Source organism: Pseudorhodobacter ferrugineus DSM 5888 (genome assembly GCF_000420745.1).
Taxonomy (GTDB): domain Bacteria; phylum Pseudomonadota; class Alphaproteobacteria; order Rhodobacterales; family Rhodobacteraceae; genus Pseudorhodobacter; species Pseudorhodobacter ferrugineus.
In genome coordinates this window covers 45524-68775 of the sequence record NZ_ATVN01000008.1, presented here as the reverse complement: position 1 = coordinate 68775, position 23252 = coordinate 45524, and the positions used below count along the sequence as shown (strand labels likewise).

General features: G+C 60.3%; 23 protein-coding genes. 9 read left to right on the top strand and 14 right to left on the bottom strand.

The window, feature by feature from the left end:
• Positions 1 to 179: 179 nt before the first annotated feature.
• Together G560_RS0108905 and G560_RS0108900 are read left to right on the top strand one after the other, a co-directional pair.
• Positions 180 to 1061 carry a LysR family transcriptional regulator gene (locus tag G560_RS0108905; RefSeq protein ID WP_022703972.1) on the top strand — a complete coding sequence of 294 codons (882 nt, stop codon included), beginning with the start codon at positions 180 to 182 and terminating at the stop codon, positions 1059 to 1061.
• Entirely contained in the window at positions 1046 to 1948 is a 903-nt protein-coding gene (locus G560_RS0108900) for a DMT family transporter (protein WP_022703971.1), read from the top strand. Before G560_RS0108905 ends, G560_RS0108900 begins: the two co-directional genes overlap by 16 nt.
• Here the strand turns inward: G560_RS0108900 and G560_RS0108895 are convergent.
• The 7 genes from G560_RS0108895 to G560_RS0108860 form a co-directional block, all read right to left on the bottom strand.
• A complete protein-coding gene (locus G560_RS0108895) occupies positions 1945 to 2739 on the bottom strand; it encodes an amino acid ABC transporter permease (RefSeq protein WP_022703970.1) in 795 nt (264 codons plus the stop codon). The genes G560_RS0108900 and G560_RS0108895 overlap by 4 nt on opposite strands.
• Positions 2739 to 3518, bottom strand: a complete 780-nt coding sequence (locus G560_RS0108890; RefSeq protein WP_022703969.1) for a transporter substrate-binding domain-containing protein — start codon at positions 3516 to 3518, stop codon at positions 2739 to 2741. The genes G560_RS0108895 and G560_RS0108890 overlap by 1 nt, the downstream gene beginning before the upstream one ends.
• Positions 3519 to 3604: 86 nt before the next feature.
• Entirely contained in the window at positions 3605 to 4645 is a 1041-nt protein-coding gene (locus G560_RS0108885) for a HesA/MoeB/ThiF family protein (protein ID WP_022703968.1), read from the bottom strand.
• Positions 4642 to 5109 carry a dUTP diphosphatase gene (gene dut / locus G560_RS0108880; RefSeq protein WP_022703967.1) on the bottom strand — a complete coding sequence of 156 codons (468 nt, stop codon included), beginning with the start codon at positions 5107 to 5109 and terminating at the stop codon, positions 4642 to 4644. The genes G560_RS0108885 and dut overlap by 4 nt, the downstream gene beginning before the upstream one ends.
• A 66-nt stretch (positions 5110 to 5175) precedes the next feature.
• Entirely contained in the window at positions 5176 to 6375 is a 1200-nt protein-coding gene (gene coaBC, locus G560_RS0108875) for a bifunctional phosphopantothenoylcysteine decarboxylase/phosphopantothenate--cysteine ligase CoaBC (RefSeq protein WP_022703966.1), read from the bottom strand.
• A 215-nt stretch (positions 6376 to 6590) separates the two neighbouring features.
• Positions 6591 to 7409: a ChaN family lipoprotein gene (locus tag G560_RS0108865; RefSeq protein WP_022703964.1), complete on the bottom strand. Its 819-nt coding sequence runs from the start codon at positions 7407 to 7409 to the stop codon at positions 6591 to 6593.
• Positions 7409 to 8284, bottom strand: coding sequence for an RNA polymerase factor sigma-32 (locus tag G560_RS0108860; RefSeq protein WP_022703963.1), 876 nt, complete (start codon positions 8282 to 8284; stop codon positions 7409 to 7411). The genes G560_RS0108865 and G560_RS0108860 overlap by 1 nt, the downstream gene beginning before the upstream one ends.
• A gap of 103 nt (positions 8285 to 8387) precedes the next feature.
• Between G560_RS0108860 and cobU the strand changes: the two genes are divergently transcribed.
• From cobU to G560_RS0108840, 4 genes are all read left to right on the top strand, one after another.
• Entirely contained in the window at positions 8388 to 8900 is a 513-nt protein-coding gene (gene cobU, locus G560_RS0108855; RefSeq protein WP_050525169.1) for a bifunctional adenosylcobinamide kinase/adenosylcobinamide-phosphate guanylyltransferase, read from the top strand.
• Positions 8897 to 9469, top strand: coding sequence for a histidine phosphatase family protein (locus tag G560_RS0108850; protein WP_028913900.1), 573 nt, complete (start codon positions 8897 to 8899; stop codon positions 9467 to 9469). The genes cobU and G560_RS0108850 overlap by 4 nt, the downstream gene beginning before the upstream one ends.
• Positions 9470 to 9546: 77 nt before the next feature.
• Positions 9547 to 10419 carry a glutathione S-transferase gene (locus G560_RS0108845; protein WP_022703961.1) on the top strand — a complete coding sequence of 291 codons (873 nt, stop codon included), beginning with the start codon at positions 9547 to 9549 and terminating at the stop codon, positions 10417 to 10419.
• 65 nt (positions 10420 to 10484) lie between these two features.
• Positions 10485 to 12002 (top strand): YifB family Mg chelatase-like AAA ATPase, encoded by a 1518-nt coding sequence (locus G560_RS0108840; protein WP_022703960.1) that lies wholly within the window; start codon positions 10485 to 10487, stop codon positions 12000 to 12002.
• A gap of 13 nt (positions 12003 to 12015) precedes the next feature.
• Here the strand turns inward: G560_RS0108840 and gshB are convergent, their stop codons facing one another.
• From gshB to rsmI, 3 genes are all read right to left on the bottom strand, one after another.
• Positions 12016 to 12957 (bottom strand): glutathione synthase, encoded by a 942-nt coding sequence (gene gshB, locus G560_RS0108835; protein WP_022703959.1) that lies wholly within the window; start codon positions 12955 to 12957, stop codon positions 12016 to 12018.
• A gap of 74 nt (positions 12958 to 13031) precedes the next feature.
• The gene (locus G560_RS0108830) at positions 13032 to 13385 is read right to left on the bottom strand and encodes a YraN family protein (RefSeq protein WP_022703958.1); all 354 of its coding nucleotides are present in this window, start codon (positions 13383 to 13385) and stop codon (positions 13032 to 13034) included.
• A complete protein-coding gene (rsmI, locus tag G560_RS0108825; protein ID WP_022703957.1) occupies positions 13382 to 14302 on the bottom strand; it encodes a 16S rRNA (cytidine(1402)-2'-O)-methyltransferase in 921 nt (306 codons plus the stop codon). The genes G560_RS0108830 and rsmI overlap by 4 nt, the downstream gene beginning before the upstream one ends.
• Positions 14303 to 14385: 83 nt before the next feature.
• On the opposite strand from rsmI, the gene G560_RS0108820 reads away from it, so the two are divergent.
• The 3 genes from G560_RS0108820 (at position 14386) to murJ (ending at position 19970) form a co-directional block, all read left to right on the top strand.
• Positions 14386 to 15564, top strand: a complete 1179-nt coding sequence (locus G560_RS0108820) for a penicillin-binding protein activator (RefSeq protein WP_022703956.1) — start codon at positions 14386 to 14388, stop codon at positions 15562 to 15564.
• Between the two features lie 162 nt (positions 15565 to 15726).
• Positions 15727 to 18426, top strand: coding sequence for a [protein-PII] uridylyltransferase (locus G560_RS0108815; RefSeq protein ID WP_231575855.1), 2700 nt, complete (start codon positions 15727 to 15729; stop codon positions 18424 to 18426).
• Positions 18423 to 19970: a murein biosynthesis integral membrane protein MurJ gene (gene murJ / locus G560_RS0108810; protein ID WP_022703954.1), complete on the top strand. Its 1548-nt coding sequence runs from the start codon at positions 18423 to 18425 to the stop codon at positions 19968 to 19970. The genes G560_RS0108815 and murJ overlap by 4 nt, the downstream gene beginning before the upstream one ends.
• Positions 19971 to 20241: 271 nt before the next feature.
• Here the strand turns inward: murJ and G560_RS0108805 are convergent, their stop codons facing one another.
• The 4 genes from G560_RS0108805 to G560_RS0108790 all read right to left on the bottom strand — a co-directional run bounded on the left by G560_RS0108805 (position 20242) and on the right by G560_RS0108790 (position 23154).
• Positions 20242 to 21090: a fumarylacetoacetate hydrolase family protein gene (locus tag G560_RS0108805; protein WP_022703953.1), complete on the bottom strand. Its 849-nt coding sequence runs from the start codon at positions 21088 to 21090 to the stop codon at positions 20242 to 20244.
• Between the two features lie 15 nt (positions 21091 to 21105).
• Complete coding sequence (locus G560_RS0108800) at positions 21106 to 21852, bottom strand: SDR family oxidoreductase (RefSeq protein ID WP_028913897.1); 747 nt, start codon at positions 21850 to 21852, stop codon at positions 21106 to 21108.
• Between the two features lie 111 nt (positions 21853 to 21963).
• On the bottom strand, positions 21964 to 22821 hold the full coding sequence (locus tag G560_RS0108795; protein ID WP_162140856.1) for a glucosamine kinase nucleotide-binding domain-containing protein: 858 nt from the start codon (positions 22819 to 22821) through the stop codon (positions 21964 to 21966).
• Between the two features lie 87 nt (positions 22822 to 22908).
• Positions 22909 to 23154 (bottom strand): accessory factor UbiK family protein, encoded by a 246-nt coding sequence (locus G560_RS0108790; RefSeq protein WP_022703950.1) that lies wholly within the window; start codon positions 23152 to 23154, stop codon positions 22909 to 22911.
• Positions 23155 to 23252 lie beyond the last annotated feature (98 nt).

Sequence of the window (23252 nt, the reverse complement as noted above, 5' to 3'; positions counted from 1 at the left end):
TTGTGGGGCTGATAGGCCCAAGCGGCGGCAGAGTCAAGGCCAGTGCGCGGCACAGGCGGCCAAAAGCCATTTGCGCCACAGCATTGCTATAACGACATTAAATGGCTTTTCCCATGCAGGACAAGCGGATACCGTAGCGAAAACGTCCAAAACGGGCTGGATTGATACGGGGGCGTCAAATGGACAATTGGGACGAGATAAAGACCGCCTATCAGGTGGCGCGCATGGGCACCGTTTCGGGCGCGGCAGATGTGTTGGGCGTGCATCATGCCACGGTGATCCGCCATATCGACAGTTTGGAAAAGCGGTTGGGCGAAAAGCTGTTTCAACGCCACGCGCGGGGCTATACCGCGACCGAGGCGGGGCGCGATCTGTTGGCCGTGGCGCAATCCACCGAAGATCAGTTTGCCCAGCTTGCCAACCGCATCAGAGGGCATGGCGAAACGGTGACGGGCGAATTGGTGATCACGTCGATTGCCGATATCAGCCGCCAATTGTCGGGGGTGATGGTCAAGTTTCAGGCGCAATACCCCAACTTGGTTGTGCGGTTTTTGACGGGTCAGCGCCTGTTTCGCCTTGATTTTGGCGAGGCGCATGTGGCTGTGCGGGCGGGGGCTGCCCCGTCCGAGCCGGATTATGTGGTGCAACCGTTTCTGGTTTTGCATCACGGGCTGTATGCGGCCCCGTCCTATGCGGCGGCCCATGGTTTGCCCAAGAAAGATGCCGAGCTGCCCGATCACCGATTTGTGGTGAATGATGATGCGGAAAGCCGCGCGCCGTTTTACCATTGGTTGCGGAATTTGGTCCCGCCCGAGGCGCTGAGCTTTCGCGCGGCCGAGCCTGCGCCGATTTATGATGCGATCAGTTCGGGTGCAGGCCTTGGGTTTATGTCGCGCATTGCGGCGGCCCATTACCCCGATTTGATTGAAGTGATGCCGCCGCGGCCGGAATGGTCGGCGAACCTGTGGCTGGTGACGCATGTAGACTTGCACCGCACGCTGAAAGTGCAGCGCTTTTTGGCCTGTTTGAAAGAGGCGGCTGTGGAATGGCAAACCCTGTAACGCATTTTGACCGGCGCGAAGGGTTGCGCGGGCATTTGGCGATGCTTTCGTTTTCGGCGCTGGTTGCAGGGTCGTTTTCGCTGGGATCGATGGCCGCGCCCTTTGTGGACCCCGCCGCATTGACCACGCTGCGCTTTGTTTTTGCGGGGCTGATTGTGGGGGTGGCGGCGCTGGCGACCACGGGGATCAAGCGCAGCGCCTTTGCGGCCCCTTGGCGCTATCTGGTGCTGGGCGCGTTGTTGGCGCTGTATTTCGTGTTGATGTTTGAAGGGCTGAAAACGGCGGCCCCAGTATCGGCGGCGGCTGTGTTCACGCTGACGCCGGTGATGGCGGCGGGGTTTGGCTGGCTTTTGCTGCGCCAGATCACCACCGCGCGGATGGGCGTTGCGCTTGCCATCGGGGCTGCGGGCGCGGCTTGGGTGATTTTCCGCGCCGATTGGCAGGCCTTGCGCAATTTCCACATCGGGCGGGGTGAGATGATTTATTTCTGGGGCTGCGCGTCGCACGCCCTTTATGCGCCGATGGTGCGCAAGTTGAACCGCGGCGAGCCTGCCGTGGTGTTCAGTTTCGGGATGATGGTCGCGGGGACGGTTATTTTGGCCCTGTGGTCTTGGCCTGCGATATTGGCGACCGATTGGGCCGCAATGCCGCGCATTGTGTGGATAACGCTGGCCTATGTGTCCATCGCGTCCAGTGCGATGACGTTTGTTTTGCTGCAATATGCCAGCCTGCGCCTGCCTGCGGCCAAGGTGATGGCCTATACCTATTTAACGCCGTGCTGGGTGATTTTGTGGGAAATCGCGCTTGGGCGTGGCCTGCCGCCGTTGGGAATATTGGCCGGTGTAGTGATGACCATCGGGGCGCTGTATTTACTGCTGGAGGATTAGCGTTCCGTCCCTTGCCGCATGCGTTTTTCCAAATGGCGCAGGGCCAGCGACAAGGTGATGGTCATCGTCAGGTAAATCAGCGCGACCACGTTATAGGTTTCAAAATACTTGAAATTGCCCGCCGCCGTGACCTTGCCCAATTGGGTGATGTCGGTGACGCCCAACACCGATACAAGGCTGCTGTCTTTCACCATTGCAACAAAATCATTGCCCAAAGGGGGCAAAATCACCCGAAAACCCTGCGGAAAGACAACAAGCCGGAAGGTGTGCCACCGCGACAGGCCCAGCGCCTCGGCCGCTTCGATCTGGCCCTTGTCCACCGAGGCAAGGCCCGCCCGAAACACCTCAGCCAGAAACGCCGAATAGGCGATGGTCAGGGCAATCACCGCGCGCCAGAGCAAGGAAAAATCACGGCTGCGTATGGGGTCAAAGCCCAAATAGGCGGTGGCCCAATTCCAAAAATCGACCAAGGCCGGGGCCAGCACAAAGGCGACATAGAGGAGCAGCACGATGATCGGCACACCGCGCACCACCTCGATATAAAACCGCGCGACCTGCCGGATCACGGCCCAGCGCGACCCAGACGCCACGGCCAGCAACAGCCCCAGACTGGCCGCCATGGAAAACGCCACGACCGTCACCATAATGGTGGTCCAGATGCCCTTGGACAATGTGGTCAGGACTTGGGAATACAGATCATCCGACAGCACACGCCAAAAGAGATAGCTGCCAATCCCGATCAGGATCAGCAGCCACCACGGAAATTCCGGCCTGTCAGGGGCGGGGCGCATTAGCCGCCTGTGTTTGCGTCAACAAACCAGGTTTTGTTCAGGGCATCCAGCGTGCCATCTGCCTTCATCGCGGCAATGGCTGCATTGATAGGCGCCACCAAATCGGACCCTTTGGGGAAGATAAAGCCGAAATCTTCGGCGCCCAGCGTGTCACCAACGATTTTCAGCTTGCCTTCGCTGGCGGCAACATAGCCTGCACCGCCTGTGCTGTCGGTCAACGCAAGGTCTACATCGCCATTGCGCAAGGCTTGGACACCCGCGCCAAAGGTTTCGAACATCTTGATGCGGGGGTTGGCCTCATTCCCGTCCAGCACCTCATACACGCCGACATAAAACGGTGTGGTGCCGGGCTGGGCGGCCATCAGCAGGTCAGGGTTGGCGGCAAAGGTTTTTGCATCGGCAAAGCGTTCTTCATCGCCGCGCACCAGCATGACCATTTCGGACCGCATGTAAGAATCGGAAAAATCGACCTTTTCGCGGCGATCTTCGCGGATGGTGATGCCGGTCATGCCCATATCAAACTGGCCTTCGGATACCGCAGGGATCATCGCATCCCAGCTGATATTTTCGTAAGTTACCTTCAGGTTCAACCGCTTGGCGATTTCGGCCACCGCGTCATATTCCCACCCCACGGCCACGCCATCCTTGACAAATTGCAGCGGCGGATAGGCGTTTTCGGTCACTACGGTGATGTCCTTGCCCGCCATATCGGGCAGGTCAGCGGCGAATGCAGGGGCGGACAACAGGGCGACAAGGCCAAGTGCGGCGGTCAATTTCATCGATCAGGCTCCGGTTTCAAAGGGTTGGGTTTAGGTTAGCTGTGGTTTGGGGAATGTCCAGCGGTTGTAGCGAAAAAGTGCTGCGCTTACAGGGCGGTACCGCCGCCGCAAACCGCGCATCCCTCTCGTTGTTTGGTGGTCATCACCCGTGCATCGGCATAAAGCCCGTCATAGATCATCAGCCGCCCGCGCAAGGTTTGGCCCGCGCCTGTCAGGTGTTTGACCGCCTCCATCGCCATCATCGTACCAATGACACCGGGCAAAGGGGCCGCGACACCGGCCTCGGCACAGGTCGGCACCATTCCGGGGGCGGGGCGGTTGGGAAAGACGCATTCAAAACAGGGGCCGTCGTGGGCGGGATCGTACAGGCTGATTTGCCCTTCCCATTGGGTAATAGCGGCGGCAATCAAGGGTTTACCAGCGGCCACGCACAGGCGGTTGACCAAATAGCGGGTGTCGAAATTATCGGTGCCATCAAGGATCAGGTCATATTCTGCGATCAGCGCACCTGTTTCGGCATCCAGCCGGCGGGCATAGGCGCGCAGGTCCAAAAACGGGTTCAACGCCTGCATCGCCGCCACCGCCGAATGCACTTTGGGCATGCCGATACGGTCGTCGGTGTGGATGACCTGGCGTTGCAGGTTGGAGTTTTCAACGACATCAGGGTCTACCACGCCAATCCGCCCCACGCCCGATGCGGCCAGATACATCAGCGCGGGGCTGCCCAAACCCCCTGCCCCGATGACCAGAACGCTGGCATCCTTCAGCCGCCGCTGCCCTGCCCCGCCAATTTCGCGCAGCATGATGTGGCGGGCATAGCGTTCCAGCTCGACCGGTTTAAACGCGGCGGGGGTGGTGTCAGGTTGCGGCAGTTTGTCAGTAATCCGGCGGCGCAAGGCTTGCAGGCCAAAGCGGTAGGCCAAAACGATGGCGGTGAGTGCGCCAAGCATCAGCCATGCGATGAAATTACCCCCGAACAGGTTGGCTGCCGTGTTGGGTTGCGGGAAGATCGGGGCATGAACGGCGACCAAAAGTGCCCACCAAAACAAGACGAGCGCGATCACCAAAGGCTGGGGCAGAAAGCGGCGGCCAAAAAACAACGCGGCAAAGCCCAAGATCCCGATCATGATCGGCCTGTCGAGCCAAAGCCGCCTGTGCCACGCGCAGTGTCTGACAGGCTGTCTGCCAGCTCAAACCGCGCTTGGACAACGGGGGCGATGATCATTTGGGCAATCCGGTCACCATGCGCGATGGTATAGGGGGCAGCCCCCAGATTGATCAGCGCCACGCCCAAAGGCCCGCGATAATCGCTGTCAATTGTGCCCGGCGTGTTGGGGAGGCTGATTCCGTGTTTCAGCGCAAGGCCCGAGCGGGGCCGGATTTGCACCTCGAACCCTTGGGGAATTTCGATCCGCAGCCCTGTGGCCACGATGATCCGCGCCATTGGGGCCAGCGTGATCCCTGCGCTTCGATCCGATGGGGCAAGGTTTGCGCGAATATCGGCTCCTGCGGCCCCTGATGTCTCATAGCATGGCAGGCCAAGGCTTTGGTCCGCCCAGTCTTCCCACATAAACCGCAAAGTCGGCCCCATAGGCTGTCCCTTATCTTTTTCTGTTCAAAAATATCCCCGCCGGAGGCACCAATGGGGCAACACATCCTAGCCGTTCAAGGCCTGCGCGATCCGGTCCGCCAATCGCTTGGCGACTTCCGCCTTGCTCATCCGTGGCCAGCCGTCTGCACCCGCATCCGATATCACGGTTACGGCGTTTTCTGCCCCGCCCATGATGCCCGTGGCGGGTGACACGTCATTGGCAACGATCCAGTCACAGCCCTTGCGCAACCGTTTAGCAATGGCATGGGCGATGACATCATCGGTTTCGGCGGCAAAGCCTATCACCAAAGCAGGGCGGCCCGTTTTCATCTGCGACACAGTGGCAAGGATGTCGGGGTTTTCGGCAAATTCCAGCGCGGGGGTCTTGCCTGCGCCGTCCTTTTTCATTTTGGACGCGGCGGCGTTGGCCACGCGCCAATCGGCCACGGCCGCGGCAAAGATGGCGCAATCGGCGGGCAAGGCCGCTTGCACTGCTGACAGCATTTGTGCGGCTGTTTCAACATGTTGAACGCTTACACCCGATGGCGGGGCCACGCTGGCAGGGCCAGTGACAAAGGTCACATTCGCTCCCAAATCGCGCAGCGCTGCGGCCAGCGCCGTGCCTTGCGCGCCTGACGATCGGTTGGCGATATAGCGCACCGGGTCAATCGGTTCATGGGTGGGGCCAGAGGTGACCAGAATATTCTTGCCCGCAAGGGGACCGCGCGCAAACCCTGCCTCAATCGCGGCTATTATTTCCAAGGGTTCGGCCATGCGGCCCGGTCCAAACTCACCGCAGGCCATATCACCATCATTCGGGCCGATGAGGCGAATACCATCATCCTGCAGCATGGCCAGATTGCGCTGCGTTGCCGCGTGTTGCCACATCCGCACATTCATCGCAGGCGCAATCAAGACGGGCGTATTGGTGGCCAAAAGGAGGGTTGAGGCAAGATCATCCGCGCGGCCTTGGGCCATTTTCGCCATCAAATCGGCAGTGGCGGGAGCGACGACAATCAGATCGGCCGAGCGCGAGAGTTGGATATGGCCCATCTCGGCCTCATCCGTCAGATCGAACAGATCACGGTAGAGTTTGGAGCCGCTGAGGGCGGAAACGGAGAGCGGGGTCACGAATTGTTCGCCTGCCTTGGTGAGCACAGGTGTCACATCGGCCCCGCGTTCGCGCAGGCGGCGGATCAGGTCAAGCGATTTGAACGCGGCGATCCCGCCGCCGATCACCAGAAGAATACGCTTGCCTGTCAACATGATGGGGTCCGTTCAGAAGGGTTGCACGGCCACCCTAGCGATATTTATGCCAGAGGTGAACGGTGTTTTGCGAGGCCAAGGGACGCGGGGGCTTTGCCCCGCTTGCCTGACGGCAATTTCCCCTTGAAGCGGTTTGCGCGCAATCAAGACCAGACTGCCGATGACGCACAAGGCAAATGGATATTTACCGAACAGAAAAAGAAGTTTGCGGTGACCTAAGGCTTGGCGAAACCCACGCAAGGGTCATCGCGCGGGGTTGGTGGGGTGACGATCCAGACGTCGAAAGGCGCGGATGGGTCGGGAGCGCCTTCGATTTGGCCGATGCTGTAGACCGATGTGTCGGGGGCGGCGATGGCCAGGGCCGCAGGGATGCCGCGGTCACGGTCGGCATGGCCTGACCCTGTAATGACCACAACGGGGCCGCCCGCTTCGGCCAAGGCAGCAAGGGCTGTGCGGGCAAAGGCGGCATCGCGCAGACGTTGAGCTGCAACCATGCCTGCCAGCATTTCAGGCGGCAGAGCGTTACAATGGGCGGTCATTTGATCTGCCTCGCGGGCGGATTGTTCGGCGGCGGGCAATGGGGTTGCAAGGCCGTATAGGCTGGCATCTGGGCCAAAAACCGTGGCGGCGCCTTCAGTTATGGCGCGGCGGACGTCTGATATGTCCAGCGCCGCGCCGTAGAGGTTTGCGGTGCCAGAGGCCGCAAAAATCGGGTGATAGAGGTCGTAATCGGGCCAGCCTGTGCCGTTCCATTGAAGTGCTGCTTCCATTGCGGTGGCATCGGTCCGGTCCGTGCCGCCAACAGCCTTGGCTTGCGATGGGGTCAGCATTTCAAACACGATTGCCGCCGGTTTCCACCGCGCAACAAGGTCTGCTTGGGTCAGGTGGTGGGTTGGATTATCATGGATTTCGCCGAGGATTACGATTTCGGCGGGTGCCGTTGCGGGCAAATCGGCAAGGGTTGTTTTCTGCGCAAACGCCATGTCCCCACAGAGCAGGGACATGGCCGACAGGAAGGAAATCGCTTTGATCATCACAAGAAGTGATGCACCTCACGCGTGCGGGTTTCAAGGCTGCGCTTGAGTTTGGCAAAGGCTGCGGCCTCTAATTGCCGAACACGCTCTTTCGACAGGCCCAGCTCATTGCCCAAGGATTCCAGCGTGCGCCCTTCGTCGCGCAGCTTGCGTTCGGTTACGATAAAGCGTTCGCGCGGGTTCAGGTCAGTCATCGCCTTGACCAACCAGTCGCGCAGATGGGCGCGGTCGTGGCTGTCCTCGACCACCTCAGAAGCCTGCGCCGTATCGTCCTCGAGCGCGTCGATCCATTCGCGGCCTTCATCCTCGGCCGATTGGGTGACATTAAGCGAAAAGTCCGACCCTGCAAGGCGGCCGTCCATCATCTCCACATCATGCACAGGCACACCAATTTCGCTTGCGATCATTGCGCGCAATTGGTGGCCATCAAGGGTTTCACCGCGCTGGTTTGCCTCGCGTTCAATTTTTGCCTGCACGCGGCGCAGGTTGAAGAACAGCGCTTTTTGGCTGCTGGTGGAGCCGGTGCGCACCATCGACCAGTTGCGCATCACATAGTCTTGGATGCTCGCCTTGATCCACCACACGGCATAGGTGGAAAAGCGGACGCCACGGTCGGGGTCAAACTTGTCCGCCGCTTTCATAAGACCCAAAGATGCCTCTTGGATCAGGTCATTCATCGGGGCACCGTAGCGGCGGAATTTCGACGCCATGCTGATGGCAAGCCGCATATAGGCGGTGATCAGGCGGTGTAGGGCTGCCTCATCGCGTTGGTCGCGCCACGCATAGGCAAGGCGCAATTCCGTCTCGGCATCCAAAAGTTCTGCCTTCATCGCTTGGCGCGACATGGTTTGGTCGCTATATCCTGCTTGTGCCATTATACACCCCCAAAGTGCGAACCTGCCAGCGTTGTCGCTGTTTCAATAAGTCATACGCTGGGCTTTACCGATTGGATCAAACCTCGTGACCAAAAATTCACTTATGTCCCTGACGCTGGTGACAGGTGGCGCAAAATCGGGCAAATCGCGGTTTGCCGAAGGGCTGGTCGTGCAGTCTGGCCGCCCGCGCGTCTATATCGCCACGGCACAGATTTGGGATGAGGAGATGCGGGTCAAGGTTGACACGCACCGCGAGGGCCGTGGGCCGAATTGGCAGACGGTTGAGGCACCGCGCGATGTGGGGGCCGCCCTTGCCACGGTTTCGCCCGATGCGGTGGTGTTGCTGGATTGCGCGACGATGTGGCTGACCAATGTGATGCTGGCCGATGGGGATATCGAGGCCGAGGCGGCAGGCATGTTGGCGGCGCTGGCGGCTTGCCCTGCCCCCGTTGTTGTGGTGACGAATGAACTGGGCTGGTCGATTGTGCCCGATAACGCGCTGGCGCGGCGGTTTCAAAATGCCCAAGGGCGGCTGAACCAGCAGCTTGCGGCGCAGGCGGGGCTGGTGGTCGCGGTGATTTCCGGCCTGCCCGTGGTGTTAAAGGGGGCGCTATGACCAGATTTCACAGCACCACGTTTCATTGGGTGCGCCACGGGCCAACCCATGCCAAAACGCTTGTCGGGTGGTCCGATTTGCCCGCCGACCTGTCCGACACCGCCGCCATCGCGCGGCTGTCGGCGCATTTGCCCGATGCGCCTGTGGTGTCGTCCACCTTGATCCGCGCCAGCGCCACGGCCGATGCCATTGTGGCCCAGCGCGCGCGCCTGCCCCATGACCCCGATCTGCGCGAAATTCACTTTGGTGACTGGGAGTTACAGCATTTTACCGAAGTCGCAGACCAAGCCCTGATCCGCCGCTTTTGGGAGGAACCGGGTGCCATCCGCCCGCCCAATGGCGAAAGCTGGGATGTGGTTTGTGGGCGGGTGAACGGGGCCGTTGAACGGCTGATGGGGCATAAGGATATTATCGTCGTCGCCCATTTCGGTGTCATCCTGACTCAGGTCCAACGCGCACTCGGCATCGGCGGGTACGAGGCGTTCAGCCATAAGATCGACAATCTGTCGGTGACTGAAATCACCTTTGACGGTCAATGGTCGGCAGGGCGGATCAATTACATTCCGTGATGGATAGCCGCACAAACCTGCGTTTTCTTATGCAGTTGGGGCCGCTAAACTGCGATCAAACATAAAGGATGCACCCCATGACCTATACCCTTGCCATCGGTGACCGCGGCTATTCCAGCTGGAGCCTGCGCGGCTGGCTGCTGTTTGACGCGTTTGATATTCCCGTCAAAACCCAACGGGCGCAGATGTATACCGATGCGTTCCCCGCGCTTTTGGCCGAATTTGTGCCCGCCCGCAGCGTGCCTGCCCTTAAACTTGCCGATGGCCAAGTCGTCCCTGACACCATTGCCATCGCCGAAGAACTGGCCAGCCGCCACCCCAAGGCAGGGCATTGGCCCAGCGATCCAAGCGCGCGTGCCGTGGCCCGCGCCTTGGTCGCCGAAATGCATGCGGGGTTTGTGGCGCTGCGCAACCATTGCACGATGAACCTGCGGGTCAGCTATTCCGATTGCGCGCCCTCTGCGGCCGTGTTGGCCGATATTGCGCGGCTAGAAACGCTGTTGGTTTGGGCGCGCGCCACCTGCGACCATTCCGGCCCGTGGCTGTGCGGCGCCTACTCTGCGGCGGATGTATTTTATGCCCCCGTGGCCGCGCGGATTGCTGGCTATAACCTCCCCGTCAGCCCCGCTTTGGCCGAATTTGTGGCGGCCCAACTGGCGCATCCGTCGTTCCGGCAATGGCGCGCGATGGGGCTTGTCGATGGCCCTGACCAAGCTGTCTATGCCCGCGACTACCCCACCCGCCCGTGGCCCGGCCCTGTGCCAATGCCCGCGCGTGCCGTGGACAGTGGCCCTTCTGTCAACACCGACTGCCCCTATTCGGGCAAGCCTGTGACGCATTTCATGGAAATGAGCGGGCGCATCTGGGGCTTTTGCAACGCCTTTTGCCGCGATAAAACCGTGGCCGACCCGCAGGCTTGGCCAAAGTTCATGGCGCTCTTTAATTCCTAGAATTGTTCATACTTCCTAAACCATTGCCCCGCTACTGATTAACCAATGTTAACGGGAGTTGGGCAATGGTCGCACGGGCCTTTACAGTGGCCTTTGAAGGGGTCGAGGCGCGAATCGTCGAGGTGCAATGCGCGCTGGCCCCCGGCCTGCCCGCGTTCAGCATCGTGGGCCTGCCCGACAAAGCGGTGTCCGAGGCGCGCGAACGGGTGCGCGCGGCGCTGTCGTCGATGTCCATCGCCCTTCCCTCCAAGCGGATCACCGTTAACCTGTCGCCCGCTGATTTACCCAAGGAAGGGTCGCATTTCGACTTGCCCATCGCTTTGGCCCTGCTTGCCTCGCTGGAAATCATCCCCCGCGATGTCGTTGAAAACACGGTTGCTTTGGGCGAATTGTCGCTTGATGGGCGCTTGGTGCCGGTGATCGGTGCCCTTCCCGCCGCGATGGCGGCAGCCGAGGCAGATCGCAGCCTGCTGTGCCCCCGCGCCTGCGGTGCCGAGGCGGCATGGGTCGGCGCGACCCAAGTCCTCGGGGCCGCGACTTTGGATGAAGTTGTGCGCCATTACACCGGCCAAGCGCCGATCACGCCGTCCGAGGCGGGCGAGGTAAAACCCGAAACCCATGGCCGCGATTTTGCCGATGTGAAGGGGCAGGAACGCGCCAAACGGGCGCTGGAAATTGCGGCAGCAGGGCGGCACCATTTGCTGCTCGTCGGCTCGCCCGGTTCGGGCAAATCCATGCTCGCCGCCCGCTTGCCCAGCATTCTGCCGCCCTTGTCACCCGTAGAAGCCTTGGAAACCTCGATGATCCATTCGCTGGCGGGCTTGCTGTCTGAAGGCGGCATTTCGCGCCAACGCCCGTTTTGCGAACCGCACCATACCGCAAGCATGGCGGCAATCGTTGGCGGCGGGCGCGGCGCAAAACCGGGGCAAATCAGCCTTGCCCATAACGGGGTGCTGTTTATGGACGAATTTCCCGAATTTCCGCGCCCCGTGCTGGAAACCCTGCGCCAACCGATCGAGACGGGTGAAGTGGTGGTTGCCCGCGCCAATGCCCATGTGCGCTATCCCTGCCGGTTCTTGCTGGTTGCCGCAGCAAACCCTTGCAAATGTGGCTATCTGGCAGATCCTGCCCGCGCCTGCGCCCGTGTTCCCGTATGTGGCGAGGATTATCTGGGGCGTATTTCCGGCCCCTTGATGGACCGATTCGATCTGCGGGTCGAGGTGCCGCCTGTGTCCTATACCGACCTTGACTTGCCCAGCACAGGTGAGCGATCCGCCGTCATCGCCGCGCGCGTGGCCGCCGCCCGCGCGGTGCAAACCAAACGCTTTGAAGGGGCCGACGGTATTCGCGTGAACGCCGAAGCCGAAGGCGCGCTGCTGGAAGATATCGCCACGCCCGATGCCGAGGGCAAAGCGTTGCTGACCCGAGTCGCCGAACGCTTTGGCCTTTCGGCGCGTGGCTATCACCGTGTTTTGCGGGTGGCCCGAACCATCGCCGATCTGGACCATTCCACCGATGTCCGCAGCCCGCATGTCGCCGAAGCGGTCAGCTTTCGCCTCGCCTTTGGTCCCAAAGAGAAATAGGCTGCAAAAGGCCTCAGGCCCGCTTGGCCTCAATCACGTCCCAGATTTTGGCGGCCGTGTTGGTGCCGTCAAACCGCTCAAGCTCTTGAATACCGGTGGGCGAGGTCACGTTGATCTCTGTCAACCAATCGCCGATCACATCAATCCCGACAAACACCTGCCCGTTGTCGCGCAAGGTCGGCCCGATCCGCGCGCAAATCTCACGGTCACGCGGCGTTAGCTCAACCTTTTCAGCCCGCCCGCCGACATGCATATTGGACCGCGTTTCCCCCGGTTGCGGGACGCGGTTAATGGCGCCAACCGGCTCTCCATCCACCAAAATCACCCGCTTGTCGCCCTTGGCCACGGCCGGCAAAAACTTCTGCGCGATCAAAGGCTCGCGGTTGATGCCTGAGAACAGCTCATGCAGCGATGACAGGTTGCGATCATCTGGCCCCAAGCGAAACACCCCCGCGCCGCCATTACCGTAAAGCGGTTTGAGGATGATATCACCATGCTCGGCCTTGAACGCGCGGATCGTGGCCAAATCGCGCGCGATCAAGGTTGGCGGGGTCAGATCGGGAAAACGCAACACCAACAGCTTTTCTGGAAAATTGCGCACCCAAAACGGATCATTCACCACCAATGTCTTGGGGTGGATCATATCCAGCAAATGCGTCGTGGTGATATAACCCATATCAAACGGCGGGTCTTGACGCAGCCAGACCACATCAAAATCGGCCAGATCTACCTCGACCTCATCGCCATAGCTGACATGGTTTCCCTTTTCGCGACGCAGCTCAATCGGAAATCCGCGCGCCACAACGCGCCCTTCGCGGTAAGCCAATTTGTCCGGCGTGTAGAAAAACAACGAATGCCCCCGCGCCTGCGCCTCAATGGCAATCCGAAACGTACTATCGGCGTCGATGTTTACGGACCCAATCGGATCCATTTGCAAAGCGACTTTCAGGCTCATGGCGCATCCCTTCATGTGATGCCTTTACTTGCCGCATGGCTTCGCGCCATGCAATCCGTCATCACAGATTGTTTTCACGCGGCAAATGCATTTTCCAAAACCTCGATGCGCCCGTAACTATCAACCAAAGCCACGTCAAACCGGCTTTCCGTCATCTGTCCAGCAGGTTCCCCCGCCAAAAATTCGGAAGCAGACGCATAGATCCGTGCCATTTGCCGGCTGGTCAGGCGCAAAGCAGCCTCTGCATGGGTCGCGGCTTTCTTGACCTCGACAAAAACAATCACAGCCCCGTCACGCATGATCAAATCAATCTCGCCTGATGCACCACGCCACCGCGAAGCCGCCATCACGCGCCCTGCGTCTGCGTAGTGGCGTGCAACGGCGTCTTCGGCGGCAAGTCCGGCCCGATAGGATACCAATCCACTCATGCATCATCCTCCTCGCTCAACCGCAGCGCGCGTTGATACACCTCGCGCCTTGGTAAATTCAGTTCCGACGCCACATCAGCGGCAGCATCTTTCACAGATTTGCCGACCAAATGCGCCCGCAGCCGGTCTTCGATACTGGCATCATCCAATTTCTGCGCCACAGCCCGACCCACCAGAACCACGATTTCACCTTTCACCGCCCGACCGTCAAAGGCCTGAACCAAGTCGCCCAGATTGCCCCGCGTCACCTCTTCGAATCGCTTGGTCAATTCGCGGCACACGACCGCCTCTCTCTCATCCCCCCAGCTTTGCGCCATTTCACCTAAGGTTCGGTTAATGCGTTTGGGTGATTCGTAAAAAATTAGCGTCGCAGGCACGTCGCCCAGTTCGGCAAGCACCTTTGCCCGTGCGCCGGCTTGTGTTGGCAAAAATCCTGCAAACAAGAACCGGTCGCTTGGCAGGCCGGAAACCGTCAGCGCCGCCAGCACCGCCGACGCCCCTGGTGCGGCCAGAACCGTCAATCCTTCGGCAATTGCGGCGCGGCCCAATTGAAACCCGGGGTCGGCAATCAGCGGTGTTCCCGCCTCGGACGCATAGGCCACCGATTTGCCTTCGGCCAAGGCGCGCAGCAGTTTGGGGCGCATAACATCGCCGTTATGATCATGATAAGCAAAGACATGCCGATCGCCCAAAGCAACACCGTGAATCTCCATGAGGTGTTTCAGGGTGCGGGTATCTTCGGCGGCCAGCACATCGGCCTTGGCCAAAATATCGAGGCCCCGCAAGGTGATATCGCGCGCCGCGCCAATCGGGGTCGATACAAAGTACAACCCCGGTGCCAAGGCACGCGGGTCGGGACGGAACGCGCCTGCGCCCTGTGCCACGCCATCTGCATCTGTCCATTCAGAACTCGTCATTCCGGCCCCTTCCAAAGTTTACTTCATTCCCCGAAACGCATAGGGTTAAGCTGTCTGCTGTACCACCGGAATGAGGGACCCGTATGTTGTCGTTTTTAAAATCTGCCCGCAAGTCATTGACATGGGTGGCGGCGGGTGCCGCTGCTTTGGCCCTCTCGGCATGTCAGCCCATTGGCGTCGTCGGAGGCGGAGGGCCTTCGATTAATGCCTCTGCCCCGGTTCCCGTGGCGTTGTTGGTCCCAAGCGGATCTGGCTCGGCAGGCGATGATGTGTTGGCGAAATCCCTTGAGCGCGCCGCAAAACTGGCAATTTCAGACCTTGGCAACGTCAAGATTGACCTAAGGGTCTATAGCACCGGAGGCAAACCCGCAGGCGCACAAGCCGCCGCAATCAAAGCTGTTGATGAGGGCGCGAAAATCATTCTTGGCCCTGTCTTTGCCCAAAACGCCAACGCGGCAGGTGTCGCGGTGGCCGCCCGTGGCGTCAATGTTTTGTCCTTTTCCAACAATACCGACATCGCAGGCGGCAACGTCTTTGTGCTTGGGCCAACCTTTCAAAATACCGCCAACCGGCTGGCGTCTTTTGCAGCCAAGCAAGGCAAGCGGAATATCATGGTCGTAAACGACCGCACGCCTGCGGGTGAGGTCGGGCGGATCGCGATTGAGCGCGGCGTTGCCAATGCGGGTGGCACGGTTGTGGCGCGTGTCGGGTACGAGTTTTCGCAGAACGGCATTGTGAAAGCGGCCCCGGAAATTGCGGCCCAAGTGCGCAGTTCGGGCGCGCAGGCCGTGTTTATGACGGCTGATACAGCAGGCGCGCTGCCGCTGCTTACACAATTGCTGCGCGACAATCGTATTGACCCATCGGTGGCCCAGTTCATTGGCCTGACCCGTTGGGATATTCCAACCGCGACACTGGCGCTGCCGGGTGTGCAGGGGGGCTGGTTTGCCATGCCCGATCCTGCGTTGTTCCAGCAGTTCCAATCGCGTTATCAAGCCGCTTATGGCGAGGCGCCGCACCCGATCGCAGGGCTGGCCTATGATGGCATTGCAGCGATTGGCGCCTTGGTCAAACGCGGCAATGCGAATGCCCTGACGGCACAGGCGCTGACCCAAGGGTCGGGATTTGTCGGCGTGAACGGCATTTTCCGGCTGCGCGGTGATGGCACGAATGAGCGCGGCCTTGCGATTGCGCAGATCCGTAACAGTCAAGTGGTCATCATTGATGCCGCCCCCCGCAGCTTTGGCGGTGCGGGGTTCTGACCTCGCACCCGTTTCAATCGGATAGCCCCTATGCCCCGCACCAAAGCGGCCCAAGACATACCCGCCGGATCTTTGGCGGGTGTGCCTTTTCCCAGCCTGCCCCAGCTTGGGTTTGACGACCTGATCCTGCCGCCGGACCAGATTCTCGGCGCCACGGCGCTGATGGATCAAATCGCTGCTGACATTGCCAATGCAGATGCCGCGGCAGGGCGCGAGGCGCGGGCGATTGCGGTGCAGCACCTTGCAGCGGCCCGCGCCGCCGCCAATACACGGCTGGAAGCGGCGTTTCGCGCCAAACCACATGCGGCGCGCGAGTTGATCCGCGCAAACGCGTGGCTGACCGACCGGATTGTCAGCACGGCGTTGCACGTGGCCACGACCCATTTGCACCCTTTGTCCAACCCAACAGAATCCGAACGCATCGCGGTTGTTGCCGTGGGCGGTTACGGACGCGCAGAAATGGCCCCCCATTCCGATGTCGATTTGCTGTTCCTGACACCGTACAAGGTGACCCCTTGGGCGGAATCGGTGATCGAATCGATGCTGTATATGCTGTGGGACCTAAAGCTGAAGGTTGGGCATTCCACCCGCACCGTGCGCGATTGCATCCGCCTCGCGCGCGAAGATATCACCATTCGCACCGCCCTTTTGGAACGCCGCTTTCTGGCGGGCGAAGAACCCTTGGCGCGTGAATTGCGCACCAAGCTGTGGTCGGAACTGTTCCGCAAAACCGGCCCTGAATTCATCGAGGCAAAGCTGGCAGAACGGGCCGAGCGTCACAAACGCCAAGGCGGCCAGCGCTATGTGCTGGAACCCAATGTCAAAGAGGGCAAAGGCGGTTTGCGCGACCTGCAAACGCTGTATTGGATCGGGAAATATCTGCATGAGGTGCAAACCGCGTCGGGTTTGGTGCAGGCCGGATTGTTGACCCAAGACGAATATGATGTATTCGCTACGGCGGAAAATTTCCTGTGGGATGTGCGCTGCCACCTGCACTATATCACCAACCGCCCGATGGATCAGCTGACCTTTGATTTGCAAGTCGAAGTGGCCGCGCGGATGGGATACAGCGATGGCGCAGGCCGCCGCGATGTTGAACATTTCATGCAGGATTACTTTCGCCACGCCACCCGCGTGGGCGAATTGACCCGCATCTTTTTGACCCAGCTCGAGGCGCGGCATGCCAAATCCGAACCGGCGCTGATCGGGTTTTTCCGCCGCCGCAAAAAGCTGAAATACGGGTTTGCGCTGGAACAAGGGCGCATTGTGTTTGGTGACGGCGGCGATCTTGCAGCCGAACCGCTGAACCTGCTGCGCATCTTTGAAGAGGCGCTGCGCACCGGCTATCTGATCCACCCCACAGCCATGCGTGCCATCACCGCCAACTTGCACCTGATCGACGATGACCTGCGCACCGACCGCGAAACCTTGCGCATATTCCATGATCTTTTGCTGAAACACGGCAACCCCGAACGCGCGCTGCGGCGGATGAACGAACTGGGCGTACTGTCCGCGATCATCCCCGAGTTTGAGGCGATCGTGGCGATGATGCAGTTCAACGTCTATCATCACTACACGGTGGATGAGCATACGATCCAATGCATCTCCACCCTTGCCCAGATTGAACGGGGAGAGTTGGTTGAGGAATTGCCGCTGTCCTCGAGCATTTTGAAAGATGGGGTGAACCGCAAGATCATGTATATCGCCTTGCTGCTGCATGACATCGGCAAGGGCCGCCCCGAGGATCATTCCATTCTTGGGGCGCAAATCGCCCGCAGGGTGTGCCCACGTTTGGGGTTGAACCCCGAGGAATCCGAGACGGTCGAATGGCTGGTGCGCTATCATTTGCTGATGTCGGATGTGGCGCAAAAGCGTGATTTGTCGGACCCGCGCACGGTGCGCGATTTTGCCAAGCTGGTAAAAACCCGCAAGCGGCTGGATTTGCTGTGTGTGCTGACCGTATGCGACATTCGCGGCGTGGGTCCGGGCACGTGGAACAACTGGAAAGCGATGCTGCTGCGTCAGCTTTACCGCGACACAACCACGGCGCTGGAAGGGGGCCTTGAAACCCTGAACCGCGAAAACCGCGCCGATGCGGCCAAAAAAATGTTGAAGGAACGGTTGATTGATTGGGATGCAAAGGCGGTTCGTGCCGAGCTGGCCCGCCATTACCCACCCTATTGGCAAGGCCTGCCCACGGAAACCCAAGCGGTATTTGCCAAGTTGCTATTGGACATCAGCGATGATGAGATCCGGATTGATCTGCACCCTGACGGCGACCGCGATGCCACCCGCGCGGCCTTTGCGCTGGCCGATCATCCCGGTATCTTTTCGCGCCTTGCGGGGGCCTTGGCTCTGGTTGGGGCAAACGTGGTCGATGCGCGGACCTATACGTCCAAAGATGGTTGGGCGACGGCGGTGTTTTGGGTGCAAGATTCCGAAGGCCACCCCTATGAGGCCGCCCGCCTGCCCCGCCTGCGCACGATGATCAGCAAAACCCTGCGCGGCGAGGTGATTGCGCGCGACGCGCTGGCCGACCGTGACCGCGTGAAAAAGCGCGAGCGCGAGTTTCGGTTCCCAACCCATATTACGTTCGACAATGAAGGGTCCGAGATTTACACGATTGTCGAGGTGGATACCCGCGACCGCCCCGGATTGCTTTATGATCTGACGCGCACCTTGGCGGCCAATAACATCTATATCGCCAGCGCCGTGATCGCGACATTCGGCGCACAGGTCGTCGACAGCTTTTACGTCAAAGACATGTTCGGGTTGAAACTGCATACCAAACAAAAACAAGACGCGCTGGAGCGCAAGCTGCGCCAAGCCATCATTGATGGTGTCGAGAGGGCAAAGGTATGAAGCCGATAAGATTGGTCAAAGGGTTTTTGACCGTGGGCGGCTGGACATTGGCCAGCCGTGGCGTGGGTTTCGTGCGCGACGTGATGATGGCGGCCTATCTGGGCACGGGGCCGGTGGCCGAGGCGTTCTTGATCGCCTTTTCCTTGCCCAACATGTTTCGTCGTTTCTTTGCCGAAGGTGCATTCAACATGGCCTTTGTGCCGCTGTTTGCCAAAAAGCTGGAGGCAGGGGACGACCCGCATGGCTTTGCCCGCGATGCGTTTTCGGCGCTGGGGGCAATTTTGGTGGTGTTCTCCCTCATCGGCACCATCGCCATGCCGTGGCTGGTGTGGGCTATGGCATCGGGGTTTGTTGGCGATGCGCGTTTTGATCTGGCGGTCGAATACGGGCGCATCAGCTTTGTCTATATCCTGTTCATTTCGCTCGTGGCGCTTTTGTCGGGGGTGCTGACCACCTTGGGCCGGTTTACCGAGGCATCTTTTGTGCCGGTGCTGCTGAACCTGATCTTTATCGCGGCGATGTTTCTGGCCGATTATCTGGGCTGGGATATGGGCCTGACACTGGCATGGACGGTGCCTGTGACGGGCGTGGCGCAATTCGCCTTTGCCTGGTGGTGGGCGCATAAAGCAGGCTTTACCCTGATCCCGCGACGGCCGCGCATGACGCCGGAACTCAAGCGCCTCGCGATGATTGCGGCGCCTGCGGTGCTGGCGGGGGGCGTGGTGCAGATTAACCTGCTGGTGGGCCGCCAAGTCGCGTCCTTTACCGAAGGTGCGGTGGCGTGGCTGACCTATGCCGACCGCTTGTACCAACTGCCGTTGGGCGTGGTGGGCATTGCGATTGGCACGGTGCTGCTGCCCGACCTGTCGCGCCGTTTGCGGGCGGGGGATGAGGCAGGCGGGCAAAGCAGCTATAACCGGGGAACGGAATTTGCGCTGGCATTGACCGTGCCATCGGCGGTGGCGCTGGTGGTCATTGCCTATCCGCTAATTTCAGTGCTGTTTGAACGCGGCGCGTTTGATGCCACCGATACCGCACCTACGGCCCTAGCGCTTGCGATTTACGGCATTGGCCTGCCTGCCTTTGTGCTGCAAAAGGTGCTGCAACCTTTGTATTACGCCCGCGAAGATACCCGCCGTCCGTTTTATTTCGCGGTGATCTCAATGATAGTGAACCTGTGTATCGCGGTTGGCCTTGTGCCGTTGATCGGCTTTTCCGCCGCCGCTTGGGCCACCACGCTGTCGGCTTGGGTGATGGTTGCGCAGCTGTGGCACGGCGCGCGGAGAATGGGGCTGGCGGCACAACTGGATGCGCGTTTGCGTAACCGCGCGCCCCGGATTTTTGCCGCGTCCCTTGCGATGGGGGCGATTTTGTGGGGGGCGGCGCATGTGCTGGACCCCTATTTCGCGGCCAGCGGTCTGCGCTATCTTGCCCTGTTTGCCTTGGTGATGGTCGGCATCATCAGCTATTTCGGCATCGGCACCCTGATCGGCGCTTTCCGACTGGCCGATTTTAAAGCCAATATGCGCCGCAAAAAGGGATAAGGGCGGTCTCTTTGTAAAGGGGACACTCCCGCCATTCGTTGATGCCTGCGGGCAACGGCCCGCAAGCATCGCCTCAAGGTTGGGCCCGGCCGCAAACCGTGCCGGCTTTCGGCGACCGCATTGGGCGTGATCATCGCTCTCAATTTTTCTGTTCTTAAATATCCCCGCCGGAGGCCCCATCTTCACACTGACACAGCTCGGCAAAAAAGGACGGCAAGCATCGCTGCCCGCCGCCCCTTTGCCACTGCATCAGCCGCACACGCGCCTGCGCTTAGGCCGGGTCGGCGATCACATCCTGCCGCTGCTGGCCCAAGCCTTCGATCGACAGCTCGATCACATCTCCCGCTTTTAAATACTGCGGCGGCTTCATACCCATGCCCACGCCGGGCGGGGTGCCTGTAGAGATCACATCACCGGGATGCAAGGTCATGAACTGGCTTAGGTAAGACACCACATGCGCCACACCGTAAACCATCGTCTTGGTCGACCCGTTCTGCATTTTCTTGCCGTTCACGGTCAGCCACATGGCCAGATTTTGCGGGTCGGCCACCTCGTCGCGCGTCACCAGATAGGGGCCAATCTGACCAAAGTTGTCGCAAGACTTGCCCTTGGTCCATTGCCCCGCGCGTTCGGTCTGAAACGCCCGCTCGGATACATCGTTTGACACGCAATAGCCTGCAACATGGGCCAGCGCATCGGCCTCGCTGACGTATTTGCACTTGGTGCCGATGATCACGCCCAACTCCACCTCCCAGTCGGTCTTGACCGACCCGCGCGGGATAATGACAGGATCATTCGGCCCACAAATCGCACTGGTGGCTTTCATGAAAATCACCGGCTCGGGCGGCACGGCCATACCGCTTTCAGCCGCATGGTCGGCATAGTTCAGCCCTATGCAAATGAATTTGCCGGTTCCTGCCACACAGGCGCCAAGGCGTGTTCCCGTAGCGACCAAAGGCAGCGACATCGGGTCAATCTTGGACAGCTTTGCCAGCGCCGCATCGGTCAGCGCCACGCCGCCAATATCGGCCACATGTTCCGACAAATCGCGCATCGTGCCATCTGCGGCCAGTATCCCCGGTTTTTCCTGCCCCAAGGGGCCATGACGCAAAAGTTTCATTGTCTTTCCTCTCTTTTATACATTCGACCAGCCGCCATCGATCACATGGGCGGCCCCCGTGGTCAGGCTGCTGTCATCCGATGCCAGATAGACCACCAGATTGGCAATCTCGTCCGGCGTGCCCATGCGCCCCATCGGTTGACGCGTCATAAAGGCGGCGCGGCCAGCGGCATAATCCCCGCCGCCAAGATCCTTCATCCGTTGTTCCAATGACGGGCTGTCTATCGTGCCGGGGCAAATCGCGTTGCAGCGGATGCCTTGGGTGATGAAATCGGCGGCAATCGCCTTGGTCATCCCGATCACTGCCGCTTTGGTCGCGCCGTAAACATAGCGGTTCGGGGCTGCGATAATCGACGACGCGACCGACGACATGTTGATAATCGACCCACCGCCATTGGCCAGCATCGCGGGCAAAAACGCGCGGGTGACACGGTACATCGCGGTCATGTTCAGATCGACGCTGAACGCCCATTGATCCTCGTCGCAATCCAAGATCGTGCCGTGGGCCACAAAGCCTGCGCAGTTGAACAGCACGTCGACCGTGCCCACCCGCGCCGCCATGGCCTTGACCGCCGCAGGGTCGCGCACATCCAGCAGATGCGTTTCAACCCCTTCCGCTGCAAGGCTTGCCAGCGTTTCGGCGTTGATGTCGGTCGCAATGACCTGCGCCCCTTCGCGGGCCATGGCCAGCGCTGCGGCCCGACCGATGCCTTGCCCTGCCGCCGTTACAAAAGCCCGTTTGCCAGTTAGCCTGCCCATGATGTTGTCTCCCCCCATTCGCCCGCATCAGCGGTACCATACCAGTGCATAAGGGCCATGGTTTTGCCCCCGCTGTCAACCGCACCCCAAGGCTTTGCTGCGAAAACATGCGGCCTAACCCTGCGCAGTCAAACCCATCGCCAACTCCAGGGCACCATCCACCGCTTGGCCTTTGGGCGCTATTACGGCCTTTTGCGCCGCTACGGGTAAATAGGGGGCGTAATGCGGGCCAACGCCGCCGGTCAGGCACAAAATTTCAGACGGGGCAAAGCGCAAGACGGTAAGTGCGCGGGCCAGATAGGCCGCGCCTTGCTGCATTAGTGCAAGCCCAACCGCATCGCCCGCCCCAGCCGCCGCAATAACATCCGGCGCAAAGCGTGCATAATCGGCAGGCCGCGCCGTGCTGGCAAAGCCAACCAAACCGCGAGGGTCACGGTCAAACCGCGAAAAAACCGCATCCGTCAGCGGGGTGAACGGCTCCATCCCATCCTGCGCCAGCAAAACCCGCTGCAACACCAGCCGCCCCAACCACGCGCCCGAGGCATCATCCGACAGGGCCAGCCCCCAGCCGCCAATCCGCAGCGATTGCCCGCCGCGTTGTGCGGCGATGATGGTCCCTGTGCCCAGCCCGATCAACACGCCATCCGCTGTGCCCAAAGCGCCCGCCACTGCGATCAGGCGGTCTTCGGTGACGTTGATCCGCAAAAAGGGAAAGGCGGCTGCGATGCGGGCGCTGTCTTGGGGCGATTGCACCCCCGCAAGGCCAAAATGCGCCACACCTGCCAATATATCGGCGGGCGTCAGGGCCAACTGCGCAGCGGCTTGGGCCAAAGCTGTGTTCAGGCTGGCAACCGCGCCGTCAAAATCGGATGTTACATTCGCAGGGCCGCCCGCACCTTGCGCCAGAACGCGCCCCGCGACATCGGCAATGACCAAGCGGCAGCCCGTGCCGCCACCATCACAACCGATCACAAAAGGGGGCGGGTTTTGCAAAGGCATATCCACAACAACGAGCGTCAAGCCACCGCGCCAGATCCTGCCCGCGCGGTGGCACGCAATTTACTTGGACTTGCCTTCCAGCGCGGCAAGCCGTGCTGCCAGCGCGTCATTTTCCTCACGCGCTTTTTGGGCCATGGCACGCACGGCATCAAATTCGTCGCGCGTCACGAAATCGCGGCTGGCAAGCCAACGGTCGACCATGCCGCTCATAGCGGTTTCTGCCTCGGTCTTGGCGCCTTGGGCCACGCCCATCGCATTGGTCATCAGCTGCGACATATCGTCAAAGAACTTGTTGCGGGTCTGCATTCTGGCCTCCTTGGTGGTGCCTGTGGTCGTTATATCTTACACCTTATATGGCGATCCCTTGCGTTGGGGGCAAGCGGGTGCGGCGAATTGGTTGACAT